The 24,767-nt window shown below is 46.3% G+C and carries 22 protein-coding genes, 5 tRNA genes and 1 pseudogene; 21 read left to right on the top strand and 7 right to left on the bottom strand.

Features of this window, described 5'->3' with window-relative positions; all coding sequences use genetic code 11:
* Positions 1–83 precede the first annotated feature (83 nt).
* Positions 84–215 (bottom strand): cortex morphogenetic protein CmpA, encoded by a 132-nt coding sequence (gene cmpA / locus ACFRAM_RS08355; protein WP_139084739.1) that lies wholly within the window; start codon positions 213–215, stop codon positions 84–86.
* A 105-nt stretch (positions 216–320) separates the two neighbouring features.
* Positions 321–683 carry a hydrolase/acyltransferase gene (locus tag ACFRAM_RS08350; RefSeq protein ID WP_066367416.1) on the bottom strand — a complete coding sequence of 121 codons (363 nt, stop codon included), beginning with the start codon at positions 681–683 and terminating at the stop codon, positions 321–323.
* Between the two features lie 119 nt (positions 684–802).
* On the opposite strand from ACFRAM_RS08350, the gene ACFRAM_RS08345 reads away from it, so the two are divergent.
* Positions 803–1,267, top strand: a complete 465-nt coding sequence (locus ACFRAM_RS08345) for a SprT family protein (protein ID WP_379465542.1) — start codon at positions 803–805, stop codon at positions 1,265–1,267.
* Between the two features lie 350 nt (positions 1,268–1,617).
* A complete protein-coding gene (locus tag ACFRAM_RS08340) occupies positions 1,618–8,448 on the top strand; it encodes an S-layer homology domain-containing protein (RefSeq protein ID WP_379465485.1) in 6,831 nt (2,276 codons plus the stop codon).
* A gap of 72 nt (positions 8,449–8,520) precedes the next feature.
* Here ACFRAM_RS08340 and ACFRAM_RS08335 read toward each other — a convergent pair whose 3' ends face one another.
* Entirely contained in the window at positions 8,521–8,949 is a 429-nt protein-coding gene (locus ACFRAM_RS08335; protein ID WP_379465484.1) for an Lrp/AsnC family transcriptional regulator, read from the bottom strand.
* A 127-nt stretch (positions 8,950–9,076) separates the two neighbouring features.
* Between ACFRAM_RS08335 and ACFRAM_RS08330 the strand changes: the two genes are divergently transcribed.
* From ACFRAM_RS08330 to ACFRAM_RS08310, 5 genes are all read left to right on the top strand, one after another.
* Positions 9,077–9,829, top strand: coding sequence for an MBL fold metallo-hydrolase (locus ACFRAM_RS08330; RefSeq protein ID WP_379465483.1), 753 nt, complete (start codon positions 9,077–9,079; stop codon positions 9,827–9,829).
* A 1,385-nt stretch (positions 9,830–11,214) separates the two neighbouring features.
* Positions 11,215–11,290: transfer RNA gene (locus ACFRAM_RS08325), tRNA-Asn, on the top strand.
* A 7-nt stretch (positions 11,291–11,297) separates the two neighbouring features.
* Positions 11,298–11,389, top strand: a tRNA-Ser gene (locus ACFRAM_RS08320).
* A gap of 297 nt (positions 11,390–11,686) precedes the next feature.
* Positions 11,687–11,761 (top strand) — tRNA-Glu (locus ACFRAM_RS08315).
* 4 nt (positions 11,762–11,765) lie between these two features.
* A tRNA-Leu gene (locus ACFRAM_RS08310) sits at positions 11,766–11,848 on the top strand.
* 57 nt (positions 11,849–11,905) lie between these two features.
* Here ACFRAM_RS08310 and ACFRAM_RS08305 read toward each other — a convergent pair.
* Entirely contained in the window at positions 11,906–12,538 is a 633-nt protein-coding gene (locus ACFRAM_RS08305; RefSeq protein WP_379465482.1) for a hypothetical protein, read from the bottom strand.
* 37 nt (positions 12,539–12,575) lie between these two features.
* Positions 12,576–12,773: an XRE family transcriptional regulator gene (locus ACFRAM_RS08300; RefSeq protein ID WP_379465481.1), complete on the bottom strand. Its 198-nt coding sequence runs from the start codon at positions 12,771–12,773 to the stop codon at positions 12,576–12,578.
* Positions 12,774–12,918: 145 nt separating this feature from the next.
* Between ACFRAM_RS08300 and ACFRAM_RS08295 the strand changes: the two genes are divergently transcribed.
* From ACFRAM_RS08295 to ACFRAM_RS08285, 3 genes are all read left to right on the top strand, one after another.
* The gene (locus tag ACFRAM_RS08295) at positions 12,919–13,281 is read left to right on the top strand and encodes a helix-turn-helix domain-containing protein (RefSeq protein WP_379465480.1); all 363 of its coding nucleotides are present in this window, start codon (positions 12,919–12,921) and stop codon (positions 13,279–13,281) included.
* Between the two features lie 83 nt (positions 13,282–13,364).
* Positions 13,365–13,447 (top strand) — tRNA-Leu (locus ACFRAM_RS08290).
* A gap of 86 nt (positions 13,448–13,533) precedes the next feature.
* Positions 13,534–13,893, top strand: coding sequence for a DUF1304 domain-containing protein (locus tag ACFRAM_RS08285; protein WP_312876308.1), 360 nt, complete (start codon positions 13,534–13,536; stop codon positions 13,891–13,893).
* Positions 13,894–13,995: 102 nt separating this feature from the next.
* Here ACFRAM_RS08285 and ACFRAM_RS08280 read toward each other — a convergent pair whose 3' ends face one another.
* A complete protein-coding gene (locus tag ACFRAM_RS08280; protein WP_175370613.1) occupies positions 13,996–14,475 on the bottom strand; it encodes a glutathione peroxidase in 480 nt (159 codons plus the stop codon).
* 182 nt (positions 14,476–14,657) lie between these two features.
* Here ACFRAM_RS08280 and ACFRAM_RS08275 point away from each other — a divergent pair, with 182 nt between their 5' ends.
* From ACFRAM_RS08275 to ACFRAM_RS08255, 5 genes are all read left to right on the top strand, one after another.
* A complete protein-coding gene (locus ACFRAM_RS08275) occupies positions 14,658–15,077 on the top strand; it encodes an organic hydroperoxide resistance protein (protein ID WP_175370614.1) in 420 nt (139 codons plus the stop codon).
* Between the two features lie 264 nt (positions 15,078–15,341).
* Positions 15,342–15,623, top strand: a complete 282-nt coding sequence (locus tag ACFRAM_RS08270) for a hypothetical protein (protein WP_066373018.1) — start codon at positions 15,342–15,344, stop codon at positions 15,621–15,623.
* A 182-nt stretch (positions 15,624–15,805) separates the two neighbouring features.
* Positions 15,806–16,180 carry a thiol-disulfide oxidoreductase DCC family protein gene (locus tag ACFRAM_RS08265; protein ID WP_379465541.1) on the top strand — a complete coding sequence of 125 codons (375 nt, stop codon included), beginning with the start codon at positions 15,806–15,808 and terminating at the stop codon, positions 16,178–16,180.
* 101 nt (positions 16,181–16,281) lie between these two features.
* Positions 16,282–17,205 (top strand): copper amine oxidase N-terminal domain-containing protein, encoded by a 924-nt coding sequence (locus ACFRAM_RS08260; RefSeq protein WP_379465479.1) that lies wholly within the window; start codon positions 16,282–16,284, stop codon positions 17,203–17,205.
* 117 nt (positions 17,206–17,322) lie between these two features.
* Entirely contained in the window at positions 17,323–18,498 is a 1,176-nt protein-coding gene (locus tag ACFRAM_RS08255; RefSeq protein ID WP_379465478.1) for a P-loop NTPase family protein, read from the top strand.
* A gap of 1,100 nt (positions 18,499–19,598) precedes the next feature.
* Here ACFRAM_RS08255 and ACFRAM_RS08250 read toward each other — a convergent pair.
* The gene (locus tag ACFRAM_RS08250) at positions 19,599–20,312 is read right to left on the bottom strand and encodes a hypothetical protein (RefSeq protein ID WP_379465477.1); all 714 of its coding nucleotides are present in this window, start codon (positions 20,310–20,312) and stop codon (positions 19,599–19,601) included.
* Positions 20,313–20,546: 234 nt separating this feature from the next.
* Here ACFRAM_RS08250 and ACFRAM_RS08245 point away from each other — a divergent pair, with 234 nt between their 5' ends.
* From ACFRAM_RS08245 to ACFRAM_RS08220, 6 genes and pseudogenes are all read left to right on the top strand, one after another.
* Complete coding sequence (locus ACFRAM_RS08245) at positions 20,547–21,470, top strand: P-loop NTPase family protein (protein ID WP_379465476.1); 924 nt, start codon at positions 20,547–20,549, stop codon at positions 21,468–21,470.
* Between the two features lie 28 nt (positions 21,471–21,498).
* Positions 21,499–22,014: pseudogene (locus ACFRAM_RS08240) on the top strand (ATPase, T2SS/T4P/T4SS family); the annotation flags it as partial.
* Between the two features lie 232 nt (positions 22,015–22,246).
* Complete coding sequence (locus ACFRAM_RS08235) at positions 22,247–22,387, top strand: hypothetical protein (RefSeq protein WP_379465475.1); 141 nt, start codon at positions 22,247–22,249, stop codon at positions 22,385–22,387.
* A gap of 179 nt (positions 22,388–22,566) precedes the next feature.
* Positions 22,567–23,094 carry an ATP-binding protein gene (locus ACFRAM_RS08230; protein ID WP_379465474.1) on the top strand — a complete coding sequence of 176 codons (528 nt, stop codon included), beginning with the start codon at positions 22,567–22,569 and terminating at the stop codon, positions 23,092–23,094.
* 13 nt (positions 23,095–23,107) lie between these two features.
* Entirely contained in the window at positions 23,108–24,187 is a 1,080-nt protein-coding gene (locus ACFRAM_RS08225) for an N-acetyltransferase (protein ID WP_379465473.1), read from the top strand.
* On the top strand, positions 24,165–24,590 hold the full coding sequence (locus ACFRAM_RS08220) for an ASCH domain-containing protein (RefSeq protein ID WP_379465472.1): 426 nt from the start codon (positions 24,165–24,167) through the stop codon (positions 24,588–24,590). Before ACFRAM_RS08225 ends, ACFRAM_RS08220 begins: the two co-directional genes overlap by 23 nt.
* The last annotated feature ends 177 nt before the right edge of the window (positions 24,591–24,767 follow it).

The following is a 24,767-nucleotide window of genomic DNA, read 5'->3' as shown; positions in this document are numbered from 1 at the left end:
CCCGATAATCCGTAAGGATATCGGGCGACCGCTTTTTTGGTGATATCAGCACCTACAGGCTTCATTGAATAGTAGAACAATAGCTAGTAACGGGCTTCACCCGGAAATTCATCGGCGTTGCGGTAAAAGAACCAGCATTCGTTCAGCAGTTTGATCTGACGGCGGTCTTTTTTGTAAAAAGCTTTCATCATCTGATGACAGAGCCACTGCGGCACGGTAATCCCTCCCCTGGCATGCTTCGTAGGTTAGCATATGGGGGAAAGGGCCCAAAGGTGACCGTTATAAGCCAAATGATGTCGTTTTTTTACAAAAGAATCCCCTTAATGTACGCCTTCTTCTTCCTCTTCGTACCACTGCTCCAATTGCGCTTGCAGCGCCCGAATCTCGGTCAGCAGGGAGATCAGCGGGTAATCTTTCTTCTCCTGAACCGAAGCAAAAGCGCTTTCCAGTACATTGATATAATCAAGCCCGGATTGCAGCGAGTAATCCTCGCGCAGCAGTTCCAGGGAATCGCATTCCGCAATCGCCTTCGGCAGGTCCGGCACATTGTCGGCAGTCAGCTTGTCGATCTCCTTGTTGAGACGCAAATTCAGCGCACTGAGCTGATATGCATATTCCTCTGGCATTTCCACGAATTGAAGCTCTTGATGTTGCTGCAAAATTACATACCGCATTTTCGGCATAATCATTCTCCCTCCGTACTTGTCTTCCTTCTTGACAGTTTAGCCTATGCACAAGTTACAATTCAAGTAGAGATATTAATCCCCGTGGAAAGGACTTGGGAGAGAACACTATGGAAAGTATGAGCAATGAAGAGCTGCAGCAGTGGATCGAGCAGGTGTCGCGGGAAAGTTTTGGACTACCGTTCCGGCACAAAGCTTCTTTTAATAGTAGGTTATCATCTACGGGCGGACGATATTTTATCAAAAGCCATAATATAGAGATTAATCCCCGTCAGCTGGAGACCTTCGGGCGCGAAGAGACGGAGCGAATTATCAAGCATGAACTGTGCCACTACCATCTGCATCTGGCCAAAAGGGGATACATGCACCGTGACGCGGATTTCAAAGCGCTCTTAAAGCAAGTGGGTGGCAGTCGCTTTTGTCAGACCTTGCCGGGCACGAAGGCCCGCAAGCCGCTTCCTTATCGATACAAGCTGGTCTGCACCGCCTGTGCCACGGAATATCCGCGTAAACGAAAGGCAGATCCCAAGCGTTACCGCTGTGGAAAATGTGCGGGTAAGCTTAAGCTGTTCGCTCTGGAGTAACAATGGATGTTATCAGATGCATCCCGCGATTATATTAGCAATTTGTACTACAAGCTTGGGGCTGTTGCGCGGGCGCAGGCCATTCTACAACTTCAGGACATCCTCAACAATGTCAGGGATAATTTTCTTTAGAACCGTACCGTCTGTCGTGGTTATATAACGCCAGACGGTTTTTGTCTAACGGGTGAACAATATTTTAGGAGGTACCTTCTGTTTTTAAGGACAGGTGGGGCAGGTCCGGGAGATGCGTACAAATACACCTTTTTATGGATAAAATCGCACATCGTTTTGTAAGCGTTACCAACCTAAGATGGAGAGGAAGTCCATTTTTGTTAGAGGGGGTACACGATATGAAGCGATTCAGGTCCGCTATGGCAGGTCTGCTGGCAATGCTGCTGATTCTCTCCAGCTTCCCTGCTTACGCGGCCGATGGTGGTTCCACCGGGACCGGAGGGACCGGGGCATCACAAATTCCAGCAGGTCCGGTACTGATCAAGAACAAATGGAAGAACAATTTTTTGTACGAGACCGCAAACGGCATCGTTCGTTACGGAATGACCAATCCGGCAGATACATCATCGCATTGGCTGGTCGTGACGGAGAACGGTCTCTCACAGATCAAGAATGTGAAGACCGGTCACTATATTACACTTGCAGGTAACGCCGGGAAGGAGGATTCGCTCAAGACAGGTAACATCTCCGGCGGAGGAACGACAGCAGACAAATGGCTGATCGATACTTCGAACCGTGCCGGTTATATGGTCATTCGCAGTGCGACCGCACCGGATGCCAAACTGGTCATCCACCAGGAGAATCAGCTTGGCTATGCTCAGGTTAGTGCAGATATCAATGTTACATTCGAGAGTCCGCAGTGGGCTTTTGTCGATCTGAACTCTGCACCTGTCCGGCTGGAAAGCCGGGAACATCCAGGCCATGTCATGTATGAGAGTGACGGTAAGGTGCTGCACGGTGAGAAAGATGCCAAGGATGAAACAGCGCAGTGGTATCTGGAGCCGGGGAGTGAAGGCGGTATACTAATGCTTCGTAACCGTGCAACCGGACACTATATCAAACAAAATGTAGAGTTTTGGTTGGGCGTATTTTCGGCGGACATTGACCCGGACAATGTGAAATTAAGCCAATGGGTACAGGAGGATGCACCTTCAGGAGATGGAGCAGGCTACATAACCCTCCGCAACTTCGGGATGACTGATAACGGCGCTCCGCAATGGCTGAACTCGCAGTTCCCCGGCGACAATGACGTTCGTTCTAACAACTGGCCGGGAAGCGCGGCGACACATAGCGCCCAGTGGAGAATAGTTCCTGTCTCTGAGCTGCAGCCGATCCGACTGGCAACGTACACAGACGCTCAGGCTGCAACTGACTTCTTGTATGAAGCAGCTGACGGCCAGCTTAAGCATGGAACCATTGCTCCGGACGCGGCGAGCGGTGGAGCGGATTATTTGTGGTATGTTGAGGATTTTAACGGTAACAAGCGAATTCGTAATGCCGCAACGAATCACTATCTGATGTATGGTGACGGTACGGTTAGGGCTGTACAGATCGCGGAGAGCGGGCTGTCTGACCAATGGATTTTCAAGGAATCCGATGATGTGGATGATTATCAGACGATTGGGAATGTGAGCAATACCAATGTGTTCTTAGCAATAGAGAATGGAGGCAACGCTGGCTCTTCCTCAGATCCGGCTTCCTTGCAAGCCCAGTGGCAGCTGCTGGATCCGGCGGCGCCGATTGATGGGTCGGAGCATTATATCCGCATCCAGAACGGCTGGAAATCCTTCTACTGGTATGAGAGCAGCGACGGGCTGCTGAAATACGGCAATATGCAGGAGGATCAGTCCGATCAATGGCTGGTGGAGAAATACAATGGTCGCAAGCTGTTCAAGAACCGCAAGACCGGCCATTACATCAATATTGCAAGCATGCCGGAAGGACATATCCGGGTCTCTGCTTTGGCCGATAAAGCCAATGTTGATCCTGGTTTTATATGGACTGGGAAAAATACAGGCGATAACATCTACGTTGTCTCCAATGTTGCTGACAAGCATCCAAATGAGCGTCCAACCAAATATATTTCGCTTCAGAACCTGACCAAATATGCCGAATATGGTGTCATTAACCCGACTTGGGGCAGCCCGCAATGGCGTTTTGTTCCTGTGACAGAGAAGAAGCATGATGTGTTCCGCTTCAAACTGAACAATGTGAACGGAGAAGATCAGTATTTGCAAGACGGGCCATTGCCTGAACCCGCACTGGATCTGGCAGCGGTGAAAGCGACTGTTACAGAGACCACTTATGATCCGGAAAGCGACAATGCAGTTACCCCTGAGAATGATGTGAAGGATGCTCCAGAGCCATCACCTTCCGCGAAATCGGCTACGGCACTTGCAGACGATATGACGGTTGGTCAGGCTACCTACGGTACGCTTGTATCTGGCGATGATTCATTTATCTGGCAGCTGCAAGAAATTCCTGGCGCCAATGGTGCGGTAAAAATCAAGAACAGAGGCACTGGCCGCTATCTTTCCCTCGAGCATTTAGGCGGTGTTATTGAGCAAGATGAACCGGCCGAGGCGGTTCAGACGTTAAAGACGGTTTATGACGTATGGGCCAGCATTAAGTGGGTGGTCGATATCAAGTCCTCCGGAGCAGCCACTATCAAGAGTGCTTGGGCAGGTCATTACCTTTACGGTGCGTCTGATCAGGATGGGCATGCGGTAATCAAAATCAGCAAAGCCGCAGATGCAGCGACACGGGATAACTCGCAATTCACTGCTGAACCGGTAATCATCCCTGAACCGCCAGTTCCGTCTTATCCGGTTCGCTTTAAGAATGCGGGTAGCGGGGATTATCTCTATGAGAATGAACACGGCGTAGTACTGTATGGGCAGCCGGCAGCGGATAACGGTTATTCACACTGGATCATCTCAGCCAAAGATGGCAAGCAGTACATTGTGAACCGGGCAACCGGACACTATTTGACTCTGAGCGAAGAATATTCGTTCCTGGAGAGCACGGGTGTGGAACCAGCCTCCGGTGGAGCCTCCGGTTGGGCTGTGAAGCTCTCTTCCGATGGGGTTAACTATACCATCCGGAGTTTGTTCGGAGAGCATGACGATGAGTTCGTTAATGTGGAGAATCGAACGGGCTACGCAGAACGCGGACTTTTGCTGGAATCCTCCGAATCTGTACATTGGGCACTGGAAACAGCAACAGCTGAGTTCAACACCCCTGCGGGCGAACCGCGTAATCAAGATACGGCTACACCGATTCTAAGCGATACCAACACGATTACAATTGCTCCTAAGGGAGTGAATGGCAAGGTACTCGCAGAAAAAGACGGGGCAGTCGTATACGCAGAACCTGCAGATTCAGCAGCACACTCGAAATGGCTAGTACAGGATTTCAACGGGCGGAAGCTGGTCTTGAATCAAGCGTCGAAGAAGTACCTTTCCATCGATGACAATGATCAGATTATATTAACGGCTAATGTTGCTTCAGTGTCCGCCCAATGGACCCTTGAGGAGAAGCTGGGCTATAACTTGCTGGTTAATTCCAAAAATGGCAAAGTGCTTGCGCATAGTTCGAGTGAAGTCATTCTTGGGGCGGCAAAAGATGATGCGGCGCAATGGAGCTTTACTCCCGTATCTTCTGATGTTGTGTACTCGGGCAAAGATGCCTTCCATGGCGATCAAGTGATTCGTTTTGCTGTTAATGCGGCTACAGCAGGCGAATATATTGCTACACTTCGCTACAAGAACAATAGTGACAATGCAGTTGCCACGCAGCTGGATGTGAATGGGATTAAGCAAGGTTCTCCGTCCTTCAATGCTTCTTCCACATGGCGGAAGGTGCAGGTGAAGATGAAGCTGCGCGCGGGCATTAATACCGTTGCTCTAAGTAGTGACAGCACATCCTGGGGCGGTATTGAAGTGGACAGTCTAACTGTTCATAACAGTGTGAACAAAACCTATCGCGGAGCAACGCTGCCATACATTACTTACGAAGCGGAAGATGGTGTGACGAACGGTACGCTTATCGGGCCTTCCCGTAAGTACCGTAATGTTGCTTCGGAAGCCTCCGGACGTGAGGCGGTAAGTCTGAATAACACCGGTGATTATGTTGAGTTCACATTAGCGAAGCCAGCTAATTCTATTGTGCTGCGCTACTCTATTCCGGACAGTCCAGACGGCAAGGGAGCCGAAGAGACCTTGTCCATGTATGTGAACGGTACTTTCAAACAGCAGTTGAAGCTGACTTCCAAGTATGCTTGGGAGTACGGAAGCTATCCGTGGTCTAACGATCCCGCTCAAGGCAGCGCACACCGCTTCTTTGACGAGATTCATGCACTGACGGGAGACCTTCCGGCTGGAGCGAAGATTACGCTGAAAAAAGACAAGGACGATCGCGCATCTTCTTATATCATCGACCTTGCGGATATGGAGCAGGTAGCCCCGGCTCTCCGTCAGCCGGCCGGATTCCTGTCGGTAACGGAGTATGGAGCTGTGCCAAATGACGGCAAGGACGACACCGCTGCGTTCAAGGCAGCACTTGCAGCAGCCAAGAGCAAAGGCGTGGGCGTCTGGTTCCCGGCCGGCGAATTTGAGGTCGGCGATGGACTGTTGGATTTGGATTCCATACAAATCCGCGGTGCCGGCATGTGGTATACAACGCTGAATGGTGCTAAATTCGTGGGTCATGGCGGCAAGATCGGCGTCTATGATCTGTTGATCGAGGGCGGCATCAATGAGCGGGATGATGAAGCCATAACCAATGCATTCCATGGTGCTTTCGGGCAAGGCTCGGTCATCCAGAATGTATGGATTGAGCATACGAAGGCTGGGCTGTGGCTGACACAGGTATCCGGTGAAAAAGCACGCACAAACGGCCTGCACATGGTTGGCCTGCGCATCCGCAATCTGATGGCAGACGGTATCAACTTCGCTGTTGGCACCGGAAACAGCATGATGGAGCAGACCGACATTCGCTATCCAGGCGATGACGGTATCGCGATGTGGTCGTTCACAGATGAGAAGCTCAAGGATGTGAACGGGGCAGAGCGGACACCAAGCGTGAACAACACCGCACGCTTCAATACGGTAACACTGCCTTGGCTGGCGGACAACATTGTAGTGTTCGGCGGCAAGGATAACAAAATTCAGGATAACGTCGTTAAGGACACCGTTACTAACGGTGCCGGTATTGCGGTATCCACTCGTTTCTCGGCAGAGCCTTTTGAAGGCACAACTGTTGTAGAGCGCAACACCATGATCCGTACCGGCAGTTATGATTCTGGTTACGGCGTGAACCTGGGAGCCTTGTGGCTATATGCCGGGGAGAGTGATATTAAAGGGGATATTAAGATTGAGAACAATATTGCACTGGACAGCACGTATTCCGGGTTAATCGTTCACGGTAGCATGAAAATGAACGGTGTCAGCATTATCAATCATGTCATTGACGGTGCTGGAACGAACGGCATTGATGTGACGCCGGATCTGCAAGGTTCACTCCTGGCAGACAATGTGATTATCCGCGGGGAGCGGATGACATTGGTATCGAATCCGACCTCTGGCTTTATCATCAATGAGCTGAATCAGGGCGTAGCCACTGCGATCAAGCCGTTCGCAATTTCACTTGCAGATGGACAGAACGGACCTGTGGTACTGACTGTCGGTGATTCCGCCGAACTTACGGTCAAAGGCAAAGACGGAAGTGATCTGACAGATTCAGCAACTCTAACCTTCGTCAAAGCAGACAATAAAGTGGCTTCCTTTGACGGTCATAAGCTGAAAGCTCTTAGTGAAGGAACAGCTCTCTTCACCGTGGCAGCAGGAAATGTGCAAAGAGAGTATTCAGTTATTGTTAAGCCTGTTGGAGGCAAACCGGATGACGGTTCTTCTGATGGCGATGATGGTATGGATAACAGCTATATTGATCCGGATGGGGGTACCACTCCTGGCACCAACCCAGGAACGAACCCGGGTTCAAGCAACCCATCGGTTCCGGTTGTGACTCCAACTGCTGCCAATAATGATGCGCAGCTCAAAGCCAAGACGGCTGCAGGGCTGGCAGTGATCGAGATTCCAGCCAATGCTGACGGCACAGCCCGCTTCAGCGCAGAAGCCCTGCGTAATGCAGCGACGGCAAGTCCTAATGCCGTGCTTGTGATGCAGAACAGCGGCTTGGAATATCGCCTCCCGCTCAGCCTGGTGGCAGATGTGCTGAAGGGTGCCGGACATCCGGACGGCACACTGGAGTTCAAGCTGGAGCCGCAAAGCGGTACCACACTTGAACAATTACTCGCCAAAGCGAAGCAACAAGGCTTTACCGTGAAGGGCACTCCGGCAAACTTTGGTCTTAGTGTATCGGATGGCAAAACTTCTGTGCCGGTGTCTGGATTCGGTACAACTCATGTGGACCGCACGCTCATCGTCAAAGAGGTGCTTAATCCACAGACAGCCGTAGCCTTGCTCTACGATCCTGTGAAAGGTAACTTCAGTTATGTACCGGCGGTATTCACTGTAGAGAATGGAGTCACGAAGGTTACCGTGAAGAGCAGCAGTGCGAACGGAATTATCGCAATTGCCCTGCACCCGGTTACCTTCACGGATGTGACAGGACACTGGGCAAAGGCTGAGATTGAGCGCTTGGCTAGTAGACTGATCGTCAACGGACAGTCTGCTGGACAATTTGTGCCAAACGGGTCTGTTAGTCGTGCTGAGTTCGCGGCTATGCTGGTTCGCTCGCTGGATCTCCAGCCGGGTAAAGCAGCAGGAGCCTCGTTCAGCGACGTGCCGGCTGCAGCCTGGTACGCAGAGTCTGCTAACATTGCGGCGCAGCTTGGAATTGTTCAAGGCTATGAGGACGGCAGCTTCCGTCCGAATGCTTCCATTACGCGGGAGCAAATGGCTGTGATGGCCGCAAGAGCCCTTAAGCTGCTGAATGTAGCTGAGGGTACAGGCAAGGGTGCTGCTTCCTTTAAGGATGCAGATAGTATCTCCTCCTGGGCTACAGAAGCGGTAGATCTTCTCACTGCTACCGGCATTATGAAGGGGCAAACCGCAGACAGCTTTGCACCTGGCAGAAATACGAGCCGTGCTGAAGCAGCGGTTATCCTGACACGTGTGCTGGGAGCGGCTGGACTGCTGAATAACTGAGTCTTTTAAAGCAAAAGCCGCCGAAAAGGAGGGTACTCTTCCTTCTCGGCGGCTTTATTTTATATAAACGGTCTATTTAATCTGTGAAAGTACCAGACTGATCTTATAGTTGCCATACCCCAACAGTTCATCCAGAAAGGTACTTAGTTCCTCCTGACTGGTCGCACGCACACGCATCCAGTAGCAGCCCTCACCGGTAACTTTATGAATCTCTTCGACCCGGCGGTCCTCTTTAGCAAAGGCCAGGAACACCGGATGTGCCGCATTGGAAGCCAGAAAAACCGTCACAAACGCATGGACGTTCTGTCCGATTTTCCCCGGATTCCAGCGTACGGTATAGCCTTCAATAATCTCCAGCTCACGCATTCGGCGGATACGTGCGCCAACGGCTTGCCCGGTCATATGGACCTGTTGTCCGATCTCTTTATGGCTGAGTGTGGAGTCTTGGATTAATTGCTGGAGAATGCGGTAATCTACGTCATCTATCAAATGTTGCGACATTATTGTGTAATCCTTTCAGCATGAAAGTAGATCGGGGCAATCTCTTTCTGCATCAAATGTATTCTTTTAGGGTGTTTATTTATAATTAAATTGTAGCAAAAGATATCGTAAAGAAGAGGTGTTTTGGATGAAAATACAACTAATCCGCAATGCGACTCTATGGATTGAATACGGCGGCGTGACCTTTCTGGTCGACCCGATGCTTAGTGAACAAGGCGTGAATCCTCCGATCTTCAACACGGAAAATGACCGCAAAAACCCGCTCGTGCCGTTGCCGGGTAACGTTCAGCAGTGGCTTCAGCCAGATGCTATTCTTGTAACGCATCTTCACCCCGATCATTGGGATGAGGCTGCGGTGTCGCTGCTCCCGCATAGTATACATGTATTATGTCAGGATGGAAATCAGGATACCATATCTGCACAAGGTTTTGAACAGGTGACAGTAATCGAGCCTTCCCTTACGTTTCGAGGTGTAACCCTTACCCGTACCAGCGGCCAGCACGGCACCGGAGATATTGGGGAGTTGATGGGGAGGGTGTCCGGTTTTATTTTTCAGGCAGAAGGGGAGCCGACGCTGTACATCGCTGGAGATACCATCTGGTGTGATGATGTCCGCCAAGCCCTTGATACGTATACGCCTGACTGGACCGTTGTCAATGCTGGGGGCGCTCGCTTCCTGAACGGTGGCCATATCACAATGGATGATCAGGATGTAGTCGATCTATGTGCGTATGCACCACAGACTTCGGTTGTTGCCGTACACATGGATGCGATCAATCACTGTTTGGTTACCCGTGAGAAGCTGCAAGCCAGATTGGAGGAAGAGGGACTGCTTAATAGAGTGGCGATTCCGCAGGACGGAGAATGGTTCGGGCAGTAATTCCTAGATCCTCGCCATATGGCGAAAGGGGCAATGGGTGCAAAAGGCTCAAAAGGCTTAATAGGCGCTAAAAGCTCAATAGTTGCAAAAAGTGCTAAAGATGCTAACTCCGAGCTCACATGAAATCGCGGGGAGATCCACACCCCTTGCTGCCATAGGCTTTTTCCGCTTATTGATCCCAATTGTCGAAGTTTTCGAATGGAGAGAGAAGAAGAAGGTTCGCACTTTCACGCCACAGAGACCTTGTGCAACAAGGGCTCTGTGGCGTAGCTGTCGCTCCTACGTGGGAGCGTGGATTGAAATTTGATGCTGTCGAGGATTTGGACTTTAATATTGTGTCGCTCCCCTGCGAAGGAAGTGTGGATTGAAATCCTGTAAAGCAGCTGACTGTAGAAGACATAAAAGTCGCTCCCTATGCGGGAGCATGGATTGAAATAAGCGATCCCCTCCTCGATCGCCGCATTGCATTTGGTCGCTCCTTGTGTGGGAGCAAGGATTGAAATTTGCACTCAGCGAGTCCTTTTTATAGCGGTCGCAGTTGCTCCCACGTGGGAGCATGGATTGAAATCTGGAATGTGGAGCAGGATGGTTCAAACGTGTTACTAGTCGCTCCACTATACGAGAGCGGCATTTAATATCCAATCTATCAATCTATTTTAAGTAAATTAAGATCCAAACAAAAGAGCAGACGTTGTTCTGGTCAAGTTAGGGCTTCAAGTCACTAAGTTACAAACTTCCTATCCCCTGTACCAGTCTTTTTAACTATGAAAAACGGCTCTGCCCCCAATTAACAGCATTTTTGTACCTTAAATTTATCGAAAAGAGAAAAAAGAGGGAAATAACGTCATTTTTGTATCTTATTTTCGGGGAAAGTGCGTTGAAAAGCCTATTTTGGAAAAATTAACGTACAATATTGCACTTAATTGCCATCTATTCTTAGCTGCAGAATATTTAAGGTACAAAAATGCCGTTAATTACACTTTGGAAACGAATTCCGGATTTTATTTGTTATTTTAATGTGTTCTATATAAAAGAATATTAAAACCAGTGTTTTCTTGCGCAGCAGTAGAGCGAAAAGGAAGGAGGATTCTGGAAAAACGATAGTGTTCGCCTTAAAAGACCGAGTTCAACCTCTAACTCTTTCTACACTAAAAAAATCGGTTTTTAACAGCGATCGCAAGAACCCTCCGAATTCGTAGCGGCTTGTTCTAGGACATCCAGTCGCTAGCAGCTTTATTGATCATAACACCCCCCGAACCAGTAGCGCCTAAGCAAAGAAACCACTGTCTTCGCCTCACATGAAACCGATCACAAAAAATTTAAATCAACGCTTGACTGAACCTTAAAATCATGATAAATTATATCTTGTTCACACCTTTTAATGTTCCCTGATAGCTCAGTTGGTAGAGCACTCGACTGTTAATCGAGTTGTCACAGGTTCGAGTCCTGTTCGGGGAGCCATTTTCATGGAGAGATACCCAAGTGGCTATAAGGGGACCCTCTGCTAAGGGGTTAGACTGCGTAAGCGGTGCGAGGGTTCGAATCCCTCTCTCTCCGCCACATATTGTGGCTCACGAAGCGAACATACATAATGAACATATAGAGGAGTCCTTCGGGACTCTTCTTTTTTGTACTGAAGGCGAAGGTTGAGTTGATCAATCGGATGCTTGATTGTATGTCTCTGCAGAGGAAGAAAGAGGATACTTGACTGTATTTTCCGCGAGGAAAGGCATTAGAGGAGAGCTCTTTTGGCGGTCGCAAAACGTCTCTTACACTTTTTTTGAAAAATAGCTTGTCAAAATCGCTAGAGTCTGATATACTCATTTTTGTTGTGAAAAGAACATAACTGAACAGCATGGCCCGTTGGTCAAGGGGTTAAGACACCTCCCTTTCACGGAGGTAACAGGGGTTCGAATCCCCTACGGGTCACCAATATGCGGTAGTGGTGGAATGGCAGACACGCTATCTTGAGGGGGTAGTGGGTGTATACCCGTGGAGGTTCGAGTCCTCTCTACCGCATAGATAAAAGGTAAGAACTTCTTTGCTTTCGCAGAGAAATTCTTACCTTTTTTGAATTTATGGTTGTCCTGAGGTTTCTTTAAAAGCACCGGCGTATTGGGGATACAGCTGCCTAATGCACTCTGGGCAGATATCGTGTGTGAATTGTACATGGAGCTGCATCTGCAAAAAACGTTCTATGGTTAGCCACTCCTCCTGATTATTGCGAATGGACTTGCAGGACGCGCAGATGGGGATGAACTTGAAGGTTTGCTTCATTGTAGAAAGGTGAGCGGTCAAAGGCTGGATATGGCGTCCTTCGACAACCGGCCCGGCATCCTGGTTAGCGACGACCCACATTGCTTTCTCGGGAGAAGGAGCTGGCAGGAGGGGGAACGCCTCAAACCGGAACACCCGTCTGCCTTTGGGGATACATAGTATAGTACAATCGGAACTGGCTACAAGACGTTCGCTGTCTAGTGTGGATTTTAAGACGCTATGCAAAAGAGTCGGCTCCACAACCCATTCTGGTAGCAGCTCCAAATAATTGCTTCCCACCTTTGCAAGCTGTGAAGGGAGACTGTATTCCTTGCAGCAGGCGCGCCAGCGGTTATTGAGTGACAGGATGGTGCCATGCCGGTCAATGACCAGCGCATTGTGGGGGACAGTGTCGATGGATTGTGTAGCTGAAGGGGATAGGCTTTGTGACAAAGGTTTTCGCTCCTTGTGATCCCAAATGGGTCCGTTGCTAGGATGGCGGCAGGTCCAGCAGCTTCTCAATCTGGCGCCGGTACCGCTCGGCCCTGCGTGTTCCGTGGATCAAATTGGATAGGCGGTAGGGAGGGATGTCATTGATTCGACAGAAGTCCTTCTGATCAAGTCTGAGTTCCGTCAGACGCTGCTTGATCGTCCACCCATAAGGCGTTATGGGATGCTTGTTGTTCATCTATCTCACCTCTTTATCGATATTCCAGCTGTATGATATAATGGAATAAGACATAATAATAGTTAATTATATACTTTTTTACGTCATTTTCAATAAAAATAACTTAAATAAGTGATTATTTATCAAGGTGGAAGGCGGTCAGCAAATGCAGTCCATATACGAGCGTATTGAGTACTTGATCAAACAAAAAGGGATGACGAAGAAGTCGTTTTGCGAGGAACTGGGGATCAGCACTGGGAATATGGGCGACTGGAAGCGCGGCAAGTCTACCCCTGGCACTCATAAACTTATCGAGATTGGGGCATACTTTCAAGTAAGTCTGGATTGGCTGATTCTTGGCAAAGCTGCACCGGAAATGGTGCGTGAGAGCAGCGAGGATTATTTTTTTGAGCAAATACGGCAATTGAATTGCCACACTGAATTGCTGCCGGATGAGAAAATATTCATCAAGGAATACCTTGCTTTTACCGAATATCGGAGACGCAAAGCAGCGGAAGAAAATTCTTGAGTGAACATCTTTACATTTGAGGATAAAGAGATTATAATATTGAATGTTGACCTCAGAACAATGCATTACGTTGTACACACCGCGCGGTAGTGGTGGAATGGCAGACACGCTATCTTGAGGGGGTAGTGGGTGTATACCCGTGGAGGTTCGAGTCCTCTCTACCGCATATATTGTAAGATGAAGAAAGCCTTGCGCAGCAAGGCTTTTTTTTGTTAATATCAGGTAGCATAAATTTGGAGGTGGAAAGTTGTGATCATAAGTACGATTCTGGTGGGTCTGGTTGCGGTTATACATATTTATATTTTGTATCTGGAATGTTTCCTGTGGGCTACGCCCAAGGGGATGAAGACTTTCGGCCTGACAGAGCAGGATGCCAAAGCTACGAAATCTCTGGCGTTCAACCAGGGCTTCTACAACGGGTTTCTAGCCGCCGGTTTGATCTGGGGTCTGTTGTATCCAGGGGATGAGGTAGGACGTCATATTCAATTGTTCTTCCTGGCGTGTGTGTTAATTGCCGGGATTGTCGGCAGCCTTACAGCCAAGAAAACGATTCTGTACGTGCAGGCATTGCCGGCATTGCTCGGGATCATAGCTGTTCTGTTCCAGTGGTAATTTAGATTTAGAGAATGGGCTTCATCTAAAAAAGGATACTCCTCCATCGCAGTGTAAAGCTGCAGTGGGGTGAGTATCCTTTTTTGCTATCTGGAAAAAGTATTATTTGAGCAATTGCTTGATTTCTGCTTCGATCTGGTCCGGTGTTGTCTTCGGGGCAAACCGTTTCAGGACGCGGCCATCCTGGTCAACAAGAAACTTGGTGAAATTCCACTTAATGCTCTTCGAGCCGAGCACTCCCGGTGCTTCTGCGGACAAATATTTGAACAACGGATGGGCTTCATCGCCCTTTACATCCACTTTCTCATACATCGGGAAGGTCACACCATAATTGATTTCACAGAACTCTGCAATTTCATCACTCTCGCCCGGCTCTTGACCTGCAAACTGGTTGCTTGGGAAACCGAGTATCTCAAATCCATGATCCTTGTATTTTTCATACACTTCCTGGAGACCTTTAAACTGGGGGGTAAATCCGCACTTGCTGGCTGTATTCACGACGAGCAGTACCTTGCCTTTGTACTTGGAGAGAGATTCTTCTTCTCCGCGCAGGGTTTGGGCTTCAAAATCATAAATGCTCATGGATAACGCCTCCTAATTTTAAACCTATAAATATTTATGTCAATTTAATTGTACACTATTTATATTCAGAGTCAAATGTTGATGGTAAGCGATCTGTGACAATTGGTTTCAAATTATGCCCATGGTTTAAAGTTAGGGTGTAAGGTTGCAACAAATACAGCGGTTAAAGGAGAAGATGAGTGATGAAAGCATTGTATACAGCAACAGCAACAGTACATGGTGGCCGGGAAGGCTCGTTCGAATCCTCTGACGGCGCGCTGAAACACAATTTGAGTATGCCAAAAGAATTAGGTGGTCCCGGCGGCTCGGGCACCAATCCGGAGCAATTATTCGCGGCAGGCTACGGCGCCTGTTACGAAAGTGCGTTGGCGAATATCGCCCGGAAGGAAGGCGTCAAGCTCCAAGAGGTGGAAGTGACCTCCAATGTAATGATTGGCAAGGATGATAGTGACGGCGGCTTCAAACTGGCTGTACGTCTGGATGTGAAAATCCCCGGGATTGATAAGGCTCAGGCGGAGGATCTGGCGAAGAAAGCTCATGACTTCTGTCCGTACTCCAAAGCTACCAGAGGCAATATTGAAGTGGAGCTAAATGTGGTATAAAACATAGAGCGCAGCGTCATGATTATAGCTTATGTACAGGTAAGGCCCGGCTTGTACAGCGGGTCTTTTTTACTATTTTAAAAGATGAGGGTGAAGGGCGATTTTTATGGCAATCCTATCTAAATAGGGATTATGGACAGTGAAAGAGATCCAGCGGTGCGTACTTTGGTTGACATCCCCCTTAAAATTCTTTAATATGTCTAAGTATCTGAATATGTCGCGTGTGCAAATAACCAACAAAAATTTAAATAATGGGTGATGAAGATGTCTTACAGACCGAATATTACGAATGTGACCAAGGCCAGCAGCAATGATAAGGAAGGATTGTACGAGTTCATTATCAAGCTTGCTGACGGAACGGAGTGCCGCGCGTTTTATCATCGGTTTCCGGAATGGAAAATGACGAACATCAGCCGCCTGTTGAAAACGCCATGTCCAATTTGTCGCAAAGATTTCATCTGCAAATGTATGGATGCATTTACTGCTGATTTCGAAGAGCAAATGATTGGCGATAATCAGTGGATTGAGAAGGCCATTGCTGAATAATTAAATGAACGGAACTTAGATGGCGCGGAAGCTTTTTTCCGCGTTTTTGTTTGCTTTTTAACAGAATTTATTGGAAAAAATGGGGGAGAGGTGCGTGGATTATGGGTGAGCAAGAGAATTCTGTAGGTCGGCCTGCGACAAAGTTGACTGATGCAAGGCTGAACGATAAATCGGTGGTACTTATGGATGGTGTATGCCATCTCTGCCAGGGACTGGTCCGCTTTATTATTCCTCGTGATCCGAAATCGAGATTTGTATTCGCTCCCCTGCAAAGTGAAATCGCTGCTCAGCTGCTCCATGATGGAGGCCTTGATCCGAAGCAATTGGATACTGTCGTGCTCGTGGAGAACGGGAGGTACTATACAGAGTCAGCTGCGGCGCTACGGATTGCTCGTGGGCTTCGTTTTCCATGGCCGCTAGCCTACGTGTTCACCCTGGTGCCGAGACCTCTGCGCGATATCCTTTATCGTTATGTGGCACGCAATCGCTACCGCTGGTTCGGACGTGATGAGCAGTGTCTGCTCCCGACGCCGGAGATTCGAAAGAGATTTCTGTAGGGGCAAAAAGTGTGCTTCATGCGCTTGGCTAATGCTTTTGCAAATTGTATCATTTTATTATATTGATCTGTTATCTATAAATTACAGGGTGGGATGGAGCGATGGCTCGAAAAGCGGGGATTCAAATGCTGGTCTTCATGTTAGTTTCTTTATGGATAACGGGTACGGTGTCTGCGGCCCCCAAGCTTCAGGTTGAGGTGAATAATTCAAGCGTGGCGGGAGTTGTAACCGAATCCGGGCATACGATGGTTCCGCTGAAGGCTTTTGAACGCTTTGGCAATCTCTCCATGCAGTGGGAGGCTCAGACAAAGAAAGCAACGATTAAACGCGATTCTACGGTTATTCAGCTTACTGTCGGTGATAGAACTGCTTATATCAACGCTAATCCGGTACAGCTGGAGGTTGCTGCCAAGATTGTGGACGGAAGAGTTACGGTCCCGCTGAGATTTATTGCTGAGGCACTGGGCGCCAGGATCACTGTAGATGCTGTTAGCAATACGGTCTGGGTTCAGGAGCGGGCCAGCGCGGCGATTCTGAAGAATTATAACAACAGCGATTTGGCGGCTTCACGGATAGCAGCACTGCATATTCCAGTGGATGGGAGCACGCCTTCCCGGTTAATAGAAGAGAGTACTGCAGGTGATGCTGAAGTTTTCTCGGAAAGTTATTACTTTGCTAAGGGGAAATCAGACGGCTACTACTTGCTGAACGGGCATTTCGTGACTTATTTCGAGATTAAGGATAGTATTCGCCAAGCGGTCTGGGAAGCCAGTCTGGACAATACCAAAGAGGCGACGAACAAGGATATTACATCTGTGTTTGGACATCCGATCTACAAGGAATATGGCAAGCGGCCTGCACAATCCGAGGAGTATGTTTATTTTTACACCAGTATCTGGGGTGGTCTGGTCACTTACGGCATAGCTAATATCGATGGAACCTCCTCTGAATTAGGGCGTCTGACGGACTGGCCGGATACACGCAAGCAATTCGTTGTAGCCATTCGGGGGGAGATAAAGCTCTGAAGGATGATATAGCTGTAAATTAAAGGATAGTAACGGAAGCACCGTTCATTAACCGTATTTCACGGTTTTTGGCGGTGCTTTTTTGCTGTCTTTTTTTAGAGAAAAGAGAGTGATGGCATGGCGGCAAGGATTGTGCTGGCCGTGCGGGAGAGTCAATACATCGAACCGTTGCTGCATTATCTTCATCATAGCCGGTATAGCGAGCTGCTGCGGATTACGGCGTTCAGCCGGATTGAGGCTTTTGCAGAATTTATACAGGGCGATGAGGTGCCAGATGCTGTTGTCGGGGACGCGGCCTTCATTGAAGCCTGGCTGGTCAGCGGACGAAGCACTGTGCGGTGGGCGGTTCTGAGTGAAGATGGAGGCCCTGGAAGCTATCATGGAACCAGTAATAAGAGTTTAGCTGGCGGGGAAGTCATTGCCAAATACCAGTCGTTACCTTCCTTACTGGAATCAATACTGCAATTATGCGATGTCAGGCGTTCAGGCATACCGTTATCAGCCAAACAAGAAACTTTGCTGCTCGGCGTGGTCTCCTGCAGCGGTAGCAGCGGCAAGACAACGATTGCCCTGAATACGGCGAAAGCTTTGGGCGATCAGGGCTTGTCGGTCTTTTATCTCAATCTGGAAAGTGTAGATAGCAGCGGTATCATTCTTCGCCCGTCGCATGGGAATGTCCCAGGGCTCGAAAGGCTGCTCTATGATCTTCAGGCTGGTAGGAACAATGATGAGGCTGGGACACCTGAACTGAGACGTTATGTCATTCGGCATGAGGAGCTGCAGAGCGATGCGTTCAGACCCGTGGGTAATCTCAAAGAAATGCTTCAGATGACTTCACAGGATACACTCGACTTGCTGGAACTGCTCACGGCTACTTCCAGCTATGATGTTGTCATCATCGATACCGGGAGCATAGAAGAGGAGCGGGCCAATGCGGTGCTGCAGCGTTGCAGTATTCTGCTATGGGTGATGCGAAATGATGATCTGAGTATGCATAAGACAGCTAGATGGCTATCGCATTGCAGTGCACCTCATTCCGGTCTGCCGCCGGGTATTCTTGAGAAGAGCCGGTTTGTCATGAACTTCGGGTCAGACGATCTAGAAGTACGAGGACTGCCGGAAGGGCTGAGCATGGATGGAGTGCTTCCTTATGTTCCGTCTTGGACATTGCGCCACCGTGAGGAACTGTATCTCAATTCTCCCCAATTCCAGCAAGCGGTTCTGGAACTGTGCCGGGGGATCGTAGAGCCTTCTCTGCCGCAGGTCTTTACTGGAAACACCGATTATGAATGAGGAGATGTTTGATTCAAATGTGGTACAATATGGGGCTATTTGCGAAGGAGGATAAATAATTAATAGACAATCAAAACCTAGCTAGTGTTTTGTCATTCGTCTCATTGATCGCCGTATTTGTTTTGGCAAAAGTACAGCTAGTAAAAGCGACAGAATGCGCCTAAAAACTTATTACTTTTAATTGGTTTGGTATTCGGATTAGTGATTGGTGTTGTGCCATACAAAATTACAGAGTTCGATCTAACGCTTAGGTTGTGGACTGGAGGTTTGGCCGGTCTATCAGCAAAGGGAACATTTGAACTGGCGTATAATGAAGTTAAAGGAATTCTTGATATTTTTTTGTGATCCCTGAATATGAAATGGTAATGTCGAAAAATTATTCTGAGAATAGCGCTGCAAAGATAAAATCTAATTGTGCTAAACTTAATCTATTAAATATATAGTCATTTTCGAAATATTAAATGGATCATTATTACATCTACAAGTGGTTAGCGCTTTTTTATTTTTTGCATTATATTGTACTGGATATTTTTTGCTTTGCATCATTGGAAATTTCATCTTTGTGAAACATTAATGGACATAACGATGACGTTAGAAAGATTGGTATCAATTTCACCAATCTATGAGATGCTATCGGCGGAGATCGGAAAGTAAGTCTGTAGGGGAGAAAGGAGATGCGATAATTCTGAATATAATATTGTAAAGATAACGGGGGTATTAGTGGATTGGGTACTGGCGCAGTGTTATCTGGGAAAATGATTATGTAGCGCAGTCAGCATAGATAATAACGATATCAAAAACATTTTTGGGATAATATACAAAAAAAGAATATTTTTATTTGGAAACATGTTAATATATGGTGGTAGAATAAAAAGTCTATAAAATACAACGAAAAGTGCTTTTAAAACACGGGGAAATATTATTTATAGGAGGAGATGTTATGCGTAAGAGACAAGATGGTAGTATATTACTAAAGAAGATTGTATGGACGATTATAACGTTGCTTTTATTGATTTTTATTATTTTGATTTTGGTTAATTTAATTCATTTTATTAGAGCATAAAAAAAAGCCCCGCAAGTGGGCTTTTTTTATGCAGTTTTTAGTAAGTATCGAGTTGAGAACTAGCTGTAGTGTTAAAGATATAAAGATGTAATTTGTAAGTGGAACTGAAACTGCCGTTAATTTTTACAAAAGTAAAGGAATAAGTTGCTTTAGCGGGGGCGGTGCTTGTCTGAGACTGATTATCAATAGTTGGTGGCGTTTCATTGTTTACGTAACCACCGGCGGCTTCAACATAACCATCAAATACTTTTGAAATATAGGGATATCCGCCATTAACCAAGACATAATCAGCAAAGAACTTTGCTTTAACCATAACAGTTTCTTCTTTTACTGTTGCATTGTAGTATTTCTTGTAACCACTGCCGCTTTCAACCCAGCCTGTACTATTATCTACAATCATTGGAGTAACTATTTGTTCATTAGCATCGGTAGTATCGAGAACTGACTGAATAACAGATCCATCAGGGAAGACAGTTCTTTTTATTTTAAGGTTTTCTGAATTGACAAATTCGTATGTAACCCCAGTATCTTTTTTCTCTGGATTGTCGGAGTCCGGAAGTTCGCCGGATTCAATTTTTTTAATAAGAGTTTCTTTAACTTCGTTTGATAACCCTAAATCATCCGCAAATCTACTGATCTTAGCTTTGTCCTCTGAGGAAAGTAGATTTTCATTTGATTCAGATGCAAAACTGACTGAAGAAATAGAAAACAACATAACTGCAGACATCAAAAAAGCGACTACTTTTTTCATAATTTGCCTCCTAAGATATAATATGTAATTACATTGTTTAATATATCATTATATCTTTAAAATGTAAATATAAAACTATTTGTCTAATATGCAGAATAATTAGAATATATTATACGATTGCACTCATAGATATATTTGCTGAGTAATATGTAGTTTAGTGTTTACATAAAATAACCCTCCAAAATTTTGAAGTAATCCCATGAAGAAACCTGGCTGGTCAGCGGACGAAGCACTGTGCGGTGGGCGGTTCTGAGTGAAAATGGAGGACCTGGCAGCTACCATGGGACCAGTAACAAGAGTTTGGCTGGCGGGGAAGTCATTGCCAAGTACCAGTCGTTACCTTCCTTGCTGGAATCAATACTGCAATTATGCGATGTCAGACGTTCAGACATGTCGTTGTCGGCCAAAGAAGAAACTTTGCTACTCGGTGTAGTCTCCTGTAGTGGCAGCAGCGGAAAAACGACGATTGCCCTGAATATGGCGAAAGCGCTGGGCGAACAGGGTTTGTCAGTCTTTTATCTCAATTTGGAAAGTGTGGATAGCAGCGGTATCATTCTTCGCCCTCCGCAAGGAAATGTCCCCGGGCTGGAAAGGCTGCTCTATGATCTACAGGCTGGCCGGAACAATGAAGAGGCTGGGACACCTGAACTGAGACGTTATGTCATTCGACATGAGGAGCTGCAGAGCGATGCGTTCAGACCCGTGAGCAATCTTAAAGAAATGCTCCAGATGACTTCACAGGATACACTCGACTTGCTGGAACTGCTCACGGCTACTTCCAGCTATGATGTTGTCATTATCGATACCGGGAGCATAGAAGAGGAGCGGGCCAATGCGGTGCTGCAGCGTTGCAGTATTCTGCTATGGGTGATGCGCAATGATGATCTGAGCATACATAAGACAACTAGATGGCTGTCGCATTGCAGTGCACCTCATTCCGGTCTGCCGCCGGGCATTCTTGAGAAGAGCCGGTTCGTCATGAACTTCGGGTCAGACGATCTTGAAGTAGGAGGACTGCCGGAAGGGCTGAGCATGGATGGAGTGCTTCCTTATGTTCCGTCTTGGACATTGCGCCACCGTGAGGAACTGTATCTCAATTCTCCCCAATTCCAGCAAGCGGTTCTGGAACTGTGCCGGGTTATCGTAGAGCCTTCTTAGCCGGAGGTCTTTACTGGGAACACTGGTTGTGAATGAGGAGATGTTCAGGGCACTGCGCGGTGATATCCGGGCTGGACTGGATGTTACTTCATCTGTTGGAAACCGTGAGCTTACAGCCTATATTGAACAAACCATTCTGGAGCGGGAGAGTCTTCGCTACTTAACGGCGTAGGAAAAGCATGAGCTGGTAAAGCGGCTGTTCGATTCCTTCCGCGGTCTGGATGTACTTCAGCCCCTGGTTGATAATCCGGCGATTACGGAGATTATGATCAATAGCCACAATGATATTTTTATTGAAGAAGAGGGGGTTATCCGCCGCCTGCCGCTGGCTTTTGAATCCGGTAGCAGACTGGAGGATATTATCCAGACCATCGTTTCCGGCGTGAACCGGGTAGTCAATGATTCTTCTCCGATTGTGGATGCAAGACTTAAGGATGGTTCCCGCGTCAATATTGTTCTGCCGCCCGTTGCCTTGAAAGGTCCGGCGATGACCATCCGCAAATTTCCGGAAAAGCAGGAGTCCAGTTTTACCTTCATTCGAATTATTCAACGAGTCAAGGGAATATCATGGGGAAAAGCGACGAATTAGAATCCAACTTTTTTACAATCTCCCGATCGACGAAATAGAGACCCGTTGCCAGGCGGAGCTTACCGCTAGTCAGGACGCGGTACCATGGATTCACCAATGCGATCAGCCGGACGACGGAGAATATAGCTGTATAGAGCACGGATAGCGAGGTGGAGTTTGAGCGGCAGTCAAGCTGCGGGATCTGGCGATGAAGAGACTAAAGGAGGTGGAACGGGAACTCATTCAACTGGGGTACTTGGACCATGAGGATGAGTATGATTCCATTATGTGTGGTGAGCTTGGAATAAGTAAATGGAAGAGTCGACGGGTGAAGTCGAGGTTGGTATAAGTATTGGTGTGCGCGTTGGGATTAGAGGCTTTACTCGAAGGTAATTAATCAAAAAATAGGACTGGTCCTAGTTGACTAGTCCTATTTTTTGGTGATATTTTAAAATAAAAAGAATATTATGGAAGGACATTGTTGTTTATTGTAGAAATTAAAAGAAGGACTGGATAAGGGGGATTTTTGTGAAGAAAATAGTGTTTGTCGCTGGGATTCATGGTGTAGGCAAAACTTACTTATGTAATAGTTTAACTAAAGAGCTGGATGTACCTCATTTCTCTGCAAGTAAACTGATATCAAAACAGAGAGATTATGAGTTTTCAATCTCAAAGAGAGTACAACAAATAAAAGAAAATCAAGATTTCTTAATATCTGCTATACATAATTACACACAGGACTTCCCTACCATATTATTGGATGGTCACTTCTGTTTGCTGAACGAAGAAGGAAACATTGAACGTTTACCAGAAGAAACATTTGAAAAATTAAATCCAGTGTGTTTTCTGCTTATAGTGGATAATGCCTCAACCATTGCATCTAGGTTAAAAGAACGCGATGGCATTGATTACGACGTTGGCTTTTTAGATTGCTTTCAAAATTCTGAGACTGAGTATGCAAAGGAAATAGCAGAAAAAAACTCGGTACCATTAGTAATACACTCTATAGATCAGAGTCAGGCAGAACTTTTTACTTTGTTGAAATCCTATTTATAAGAGGAGAATGTATATGAGAAGGTTAGTAAGAAGACAAGATGATTATTTGACAAAAAGAAAGTTTGAAAATATAGATATAAATGACCCATTTTTTGACTCTCTAAAAAGAGATTATAGTGAATTTGAAGATTGGTTTAATAGAAAAAGAAATGCTGAAGCGTACTTATATTATGAAGGAAATCAAGTGGAGGGTTTCTTGTATATAAAAATGGAGGACGGCCCAGTTGCAGATATTTCTCCTAATCTTGAATGTGAGAGGGCTCTTAAAATAGGGACATTTAAAATTAATCCCCATGGAACAAAGCTAGGGGAACGTTTTATTAAAAAAGCATTAGATTTTGCAATTGTCAATAATGCAGAATTTTGCTATGTAACGATTTTTAATAAGCAACAAACATTGCCGCTAATAGTTTTGATGAAAAGATACGGATTTTATGAATATGGCACAAAAGATACTCCCAATGGTATAGAATTGGTATTGGTCAAAGATCTAAAAGTTTTAACGAACGATATACTTATTGATTATCCTCTTATCAAAAAACAAGATACAAACAAGTACCTGTTGGCTATATATCCTCAATATCATTCCATTATGTTTCCCGATTCGATACTTAACACGGAGGATGTAGACATCTTAGAAGATATTTCATTTACGAATAGCATTCATAAGATTTATGTTACAACCATGCCGGTTAACAAAACATCCCGAGGAGATGTTTTAATAATGTATAGAACAGCAACGCCTGGTAAAAAAGCTGAATATACATCTGTAGCAACCTCTGTTTGTGTTGTTGAGGAAGTTAGAAGTCAGAGTGAATTCGAGGATTTTGAAAGTTTCTATTCTTATGCTAGTACGTATAGCGTTTTTGATAAAGACGATTTAAGATATTGGTATAATAAAGGTGGATGTTATAGTATTAAGATGACATATAATGCTGCTCTTAGTAGAAGGTTGATTAGAAAAAAACTAATTGAAGAGATAGGTATCGACAGACAACGTAAACTACGCTGGTCGTTTTTTCGATTAACCGATGATCAATTCAATCAAATTCTCGAAGAAGGTGGAGTAAGTGAAAGTATTATTATCGATTAAACCTGAATTTGTTAAAAAGATTTTTAGTGAGGAAAAAAAATATGAGTATCGAAAAACTATCTTCAAGAAAAAAGTCGATACTGTTATTATTTATTCGACTATGCCAGAAGGGAAGATAGTCGGAGAATTCAGCATAGAAACAATTCTGCACGATAATCCTGAAAGTATTTGGGAGAAGACCAATGTTTTCTCAGGCATTACGCATAGCTTTTTCAAAGAGTACTTCGAAAGTAAAGAGAATGCCTATGCTATCAAGATTGGAGACATTGAACGCTATAATAAACCAATTGATCCTAAAAACTTCGATTTTCCATTTACGGCGCCACAATCGTTTTTCTATGTAGATGATGATTATCGGCCAATTGCGCAAAAGGTTGATTTTTTAGAGCCAACACTTTTTTGACCGTTTTACAGCGGTTCGTAATATAGAAATCAGGCGAGAGTGACACGCACGGCGTAGCCGTGGCCTACTTCCTCTCGCCTTTTCTGTTACTTGTCGATTTTAAAGCGAAGAACACTGTTCAATCAGGTCATGATTCAAAGGCATAAAAGAGTTCTTTTCCGAATGCGGTAATCACAT

Origin of the sequence: Paenibacillus sp. NPDC056722, from assembly GCF_042790635.1 — a bacterium.
GTDB classification, from domain to species: Bacteria; Bacillota; Bacilli; order Paenibacillales; family Paenibacillaceae; genus Paenibacillus_AQ; species Paenibacillus_AQ agri.
Note: the sequence above shows the minus strand (reverse complement) of the source record. Positions and strands in the feature narration are given on the sequence as shown.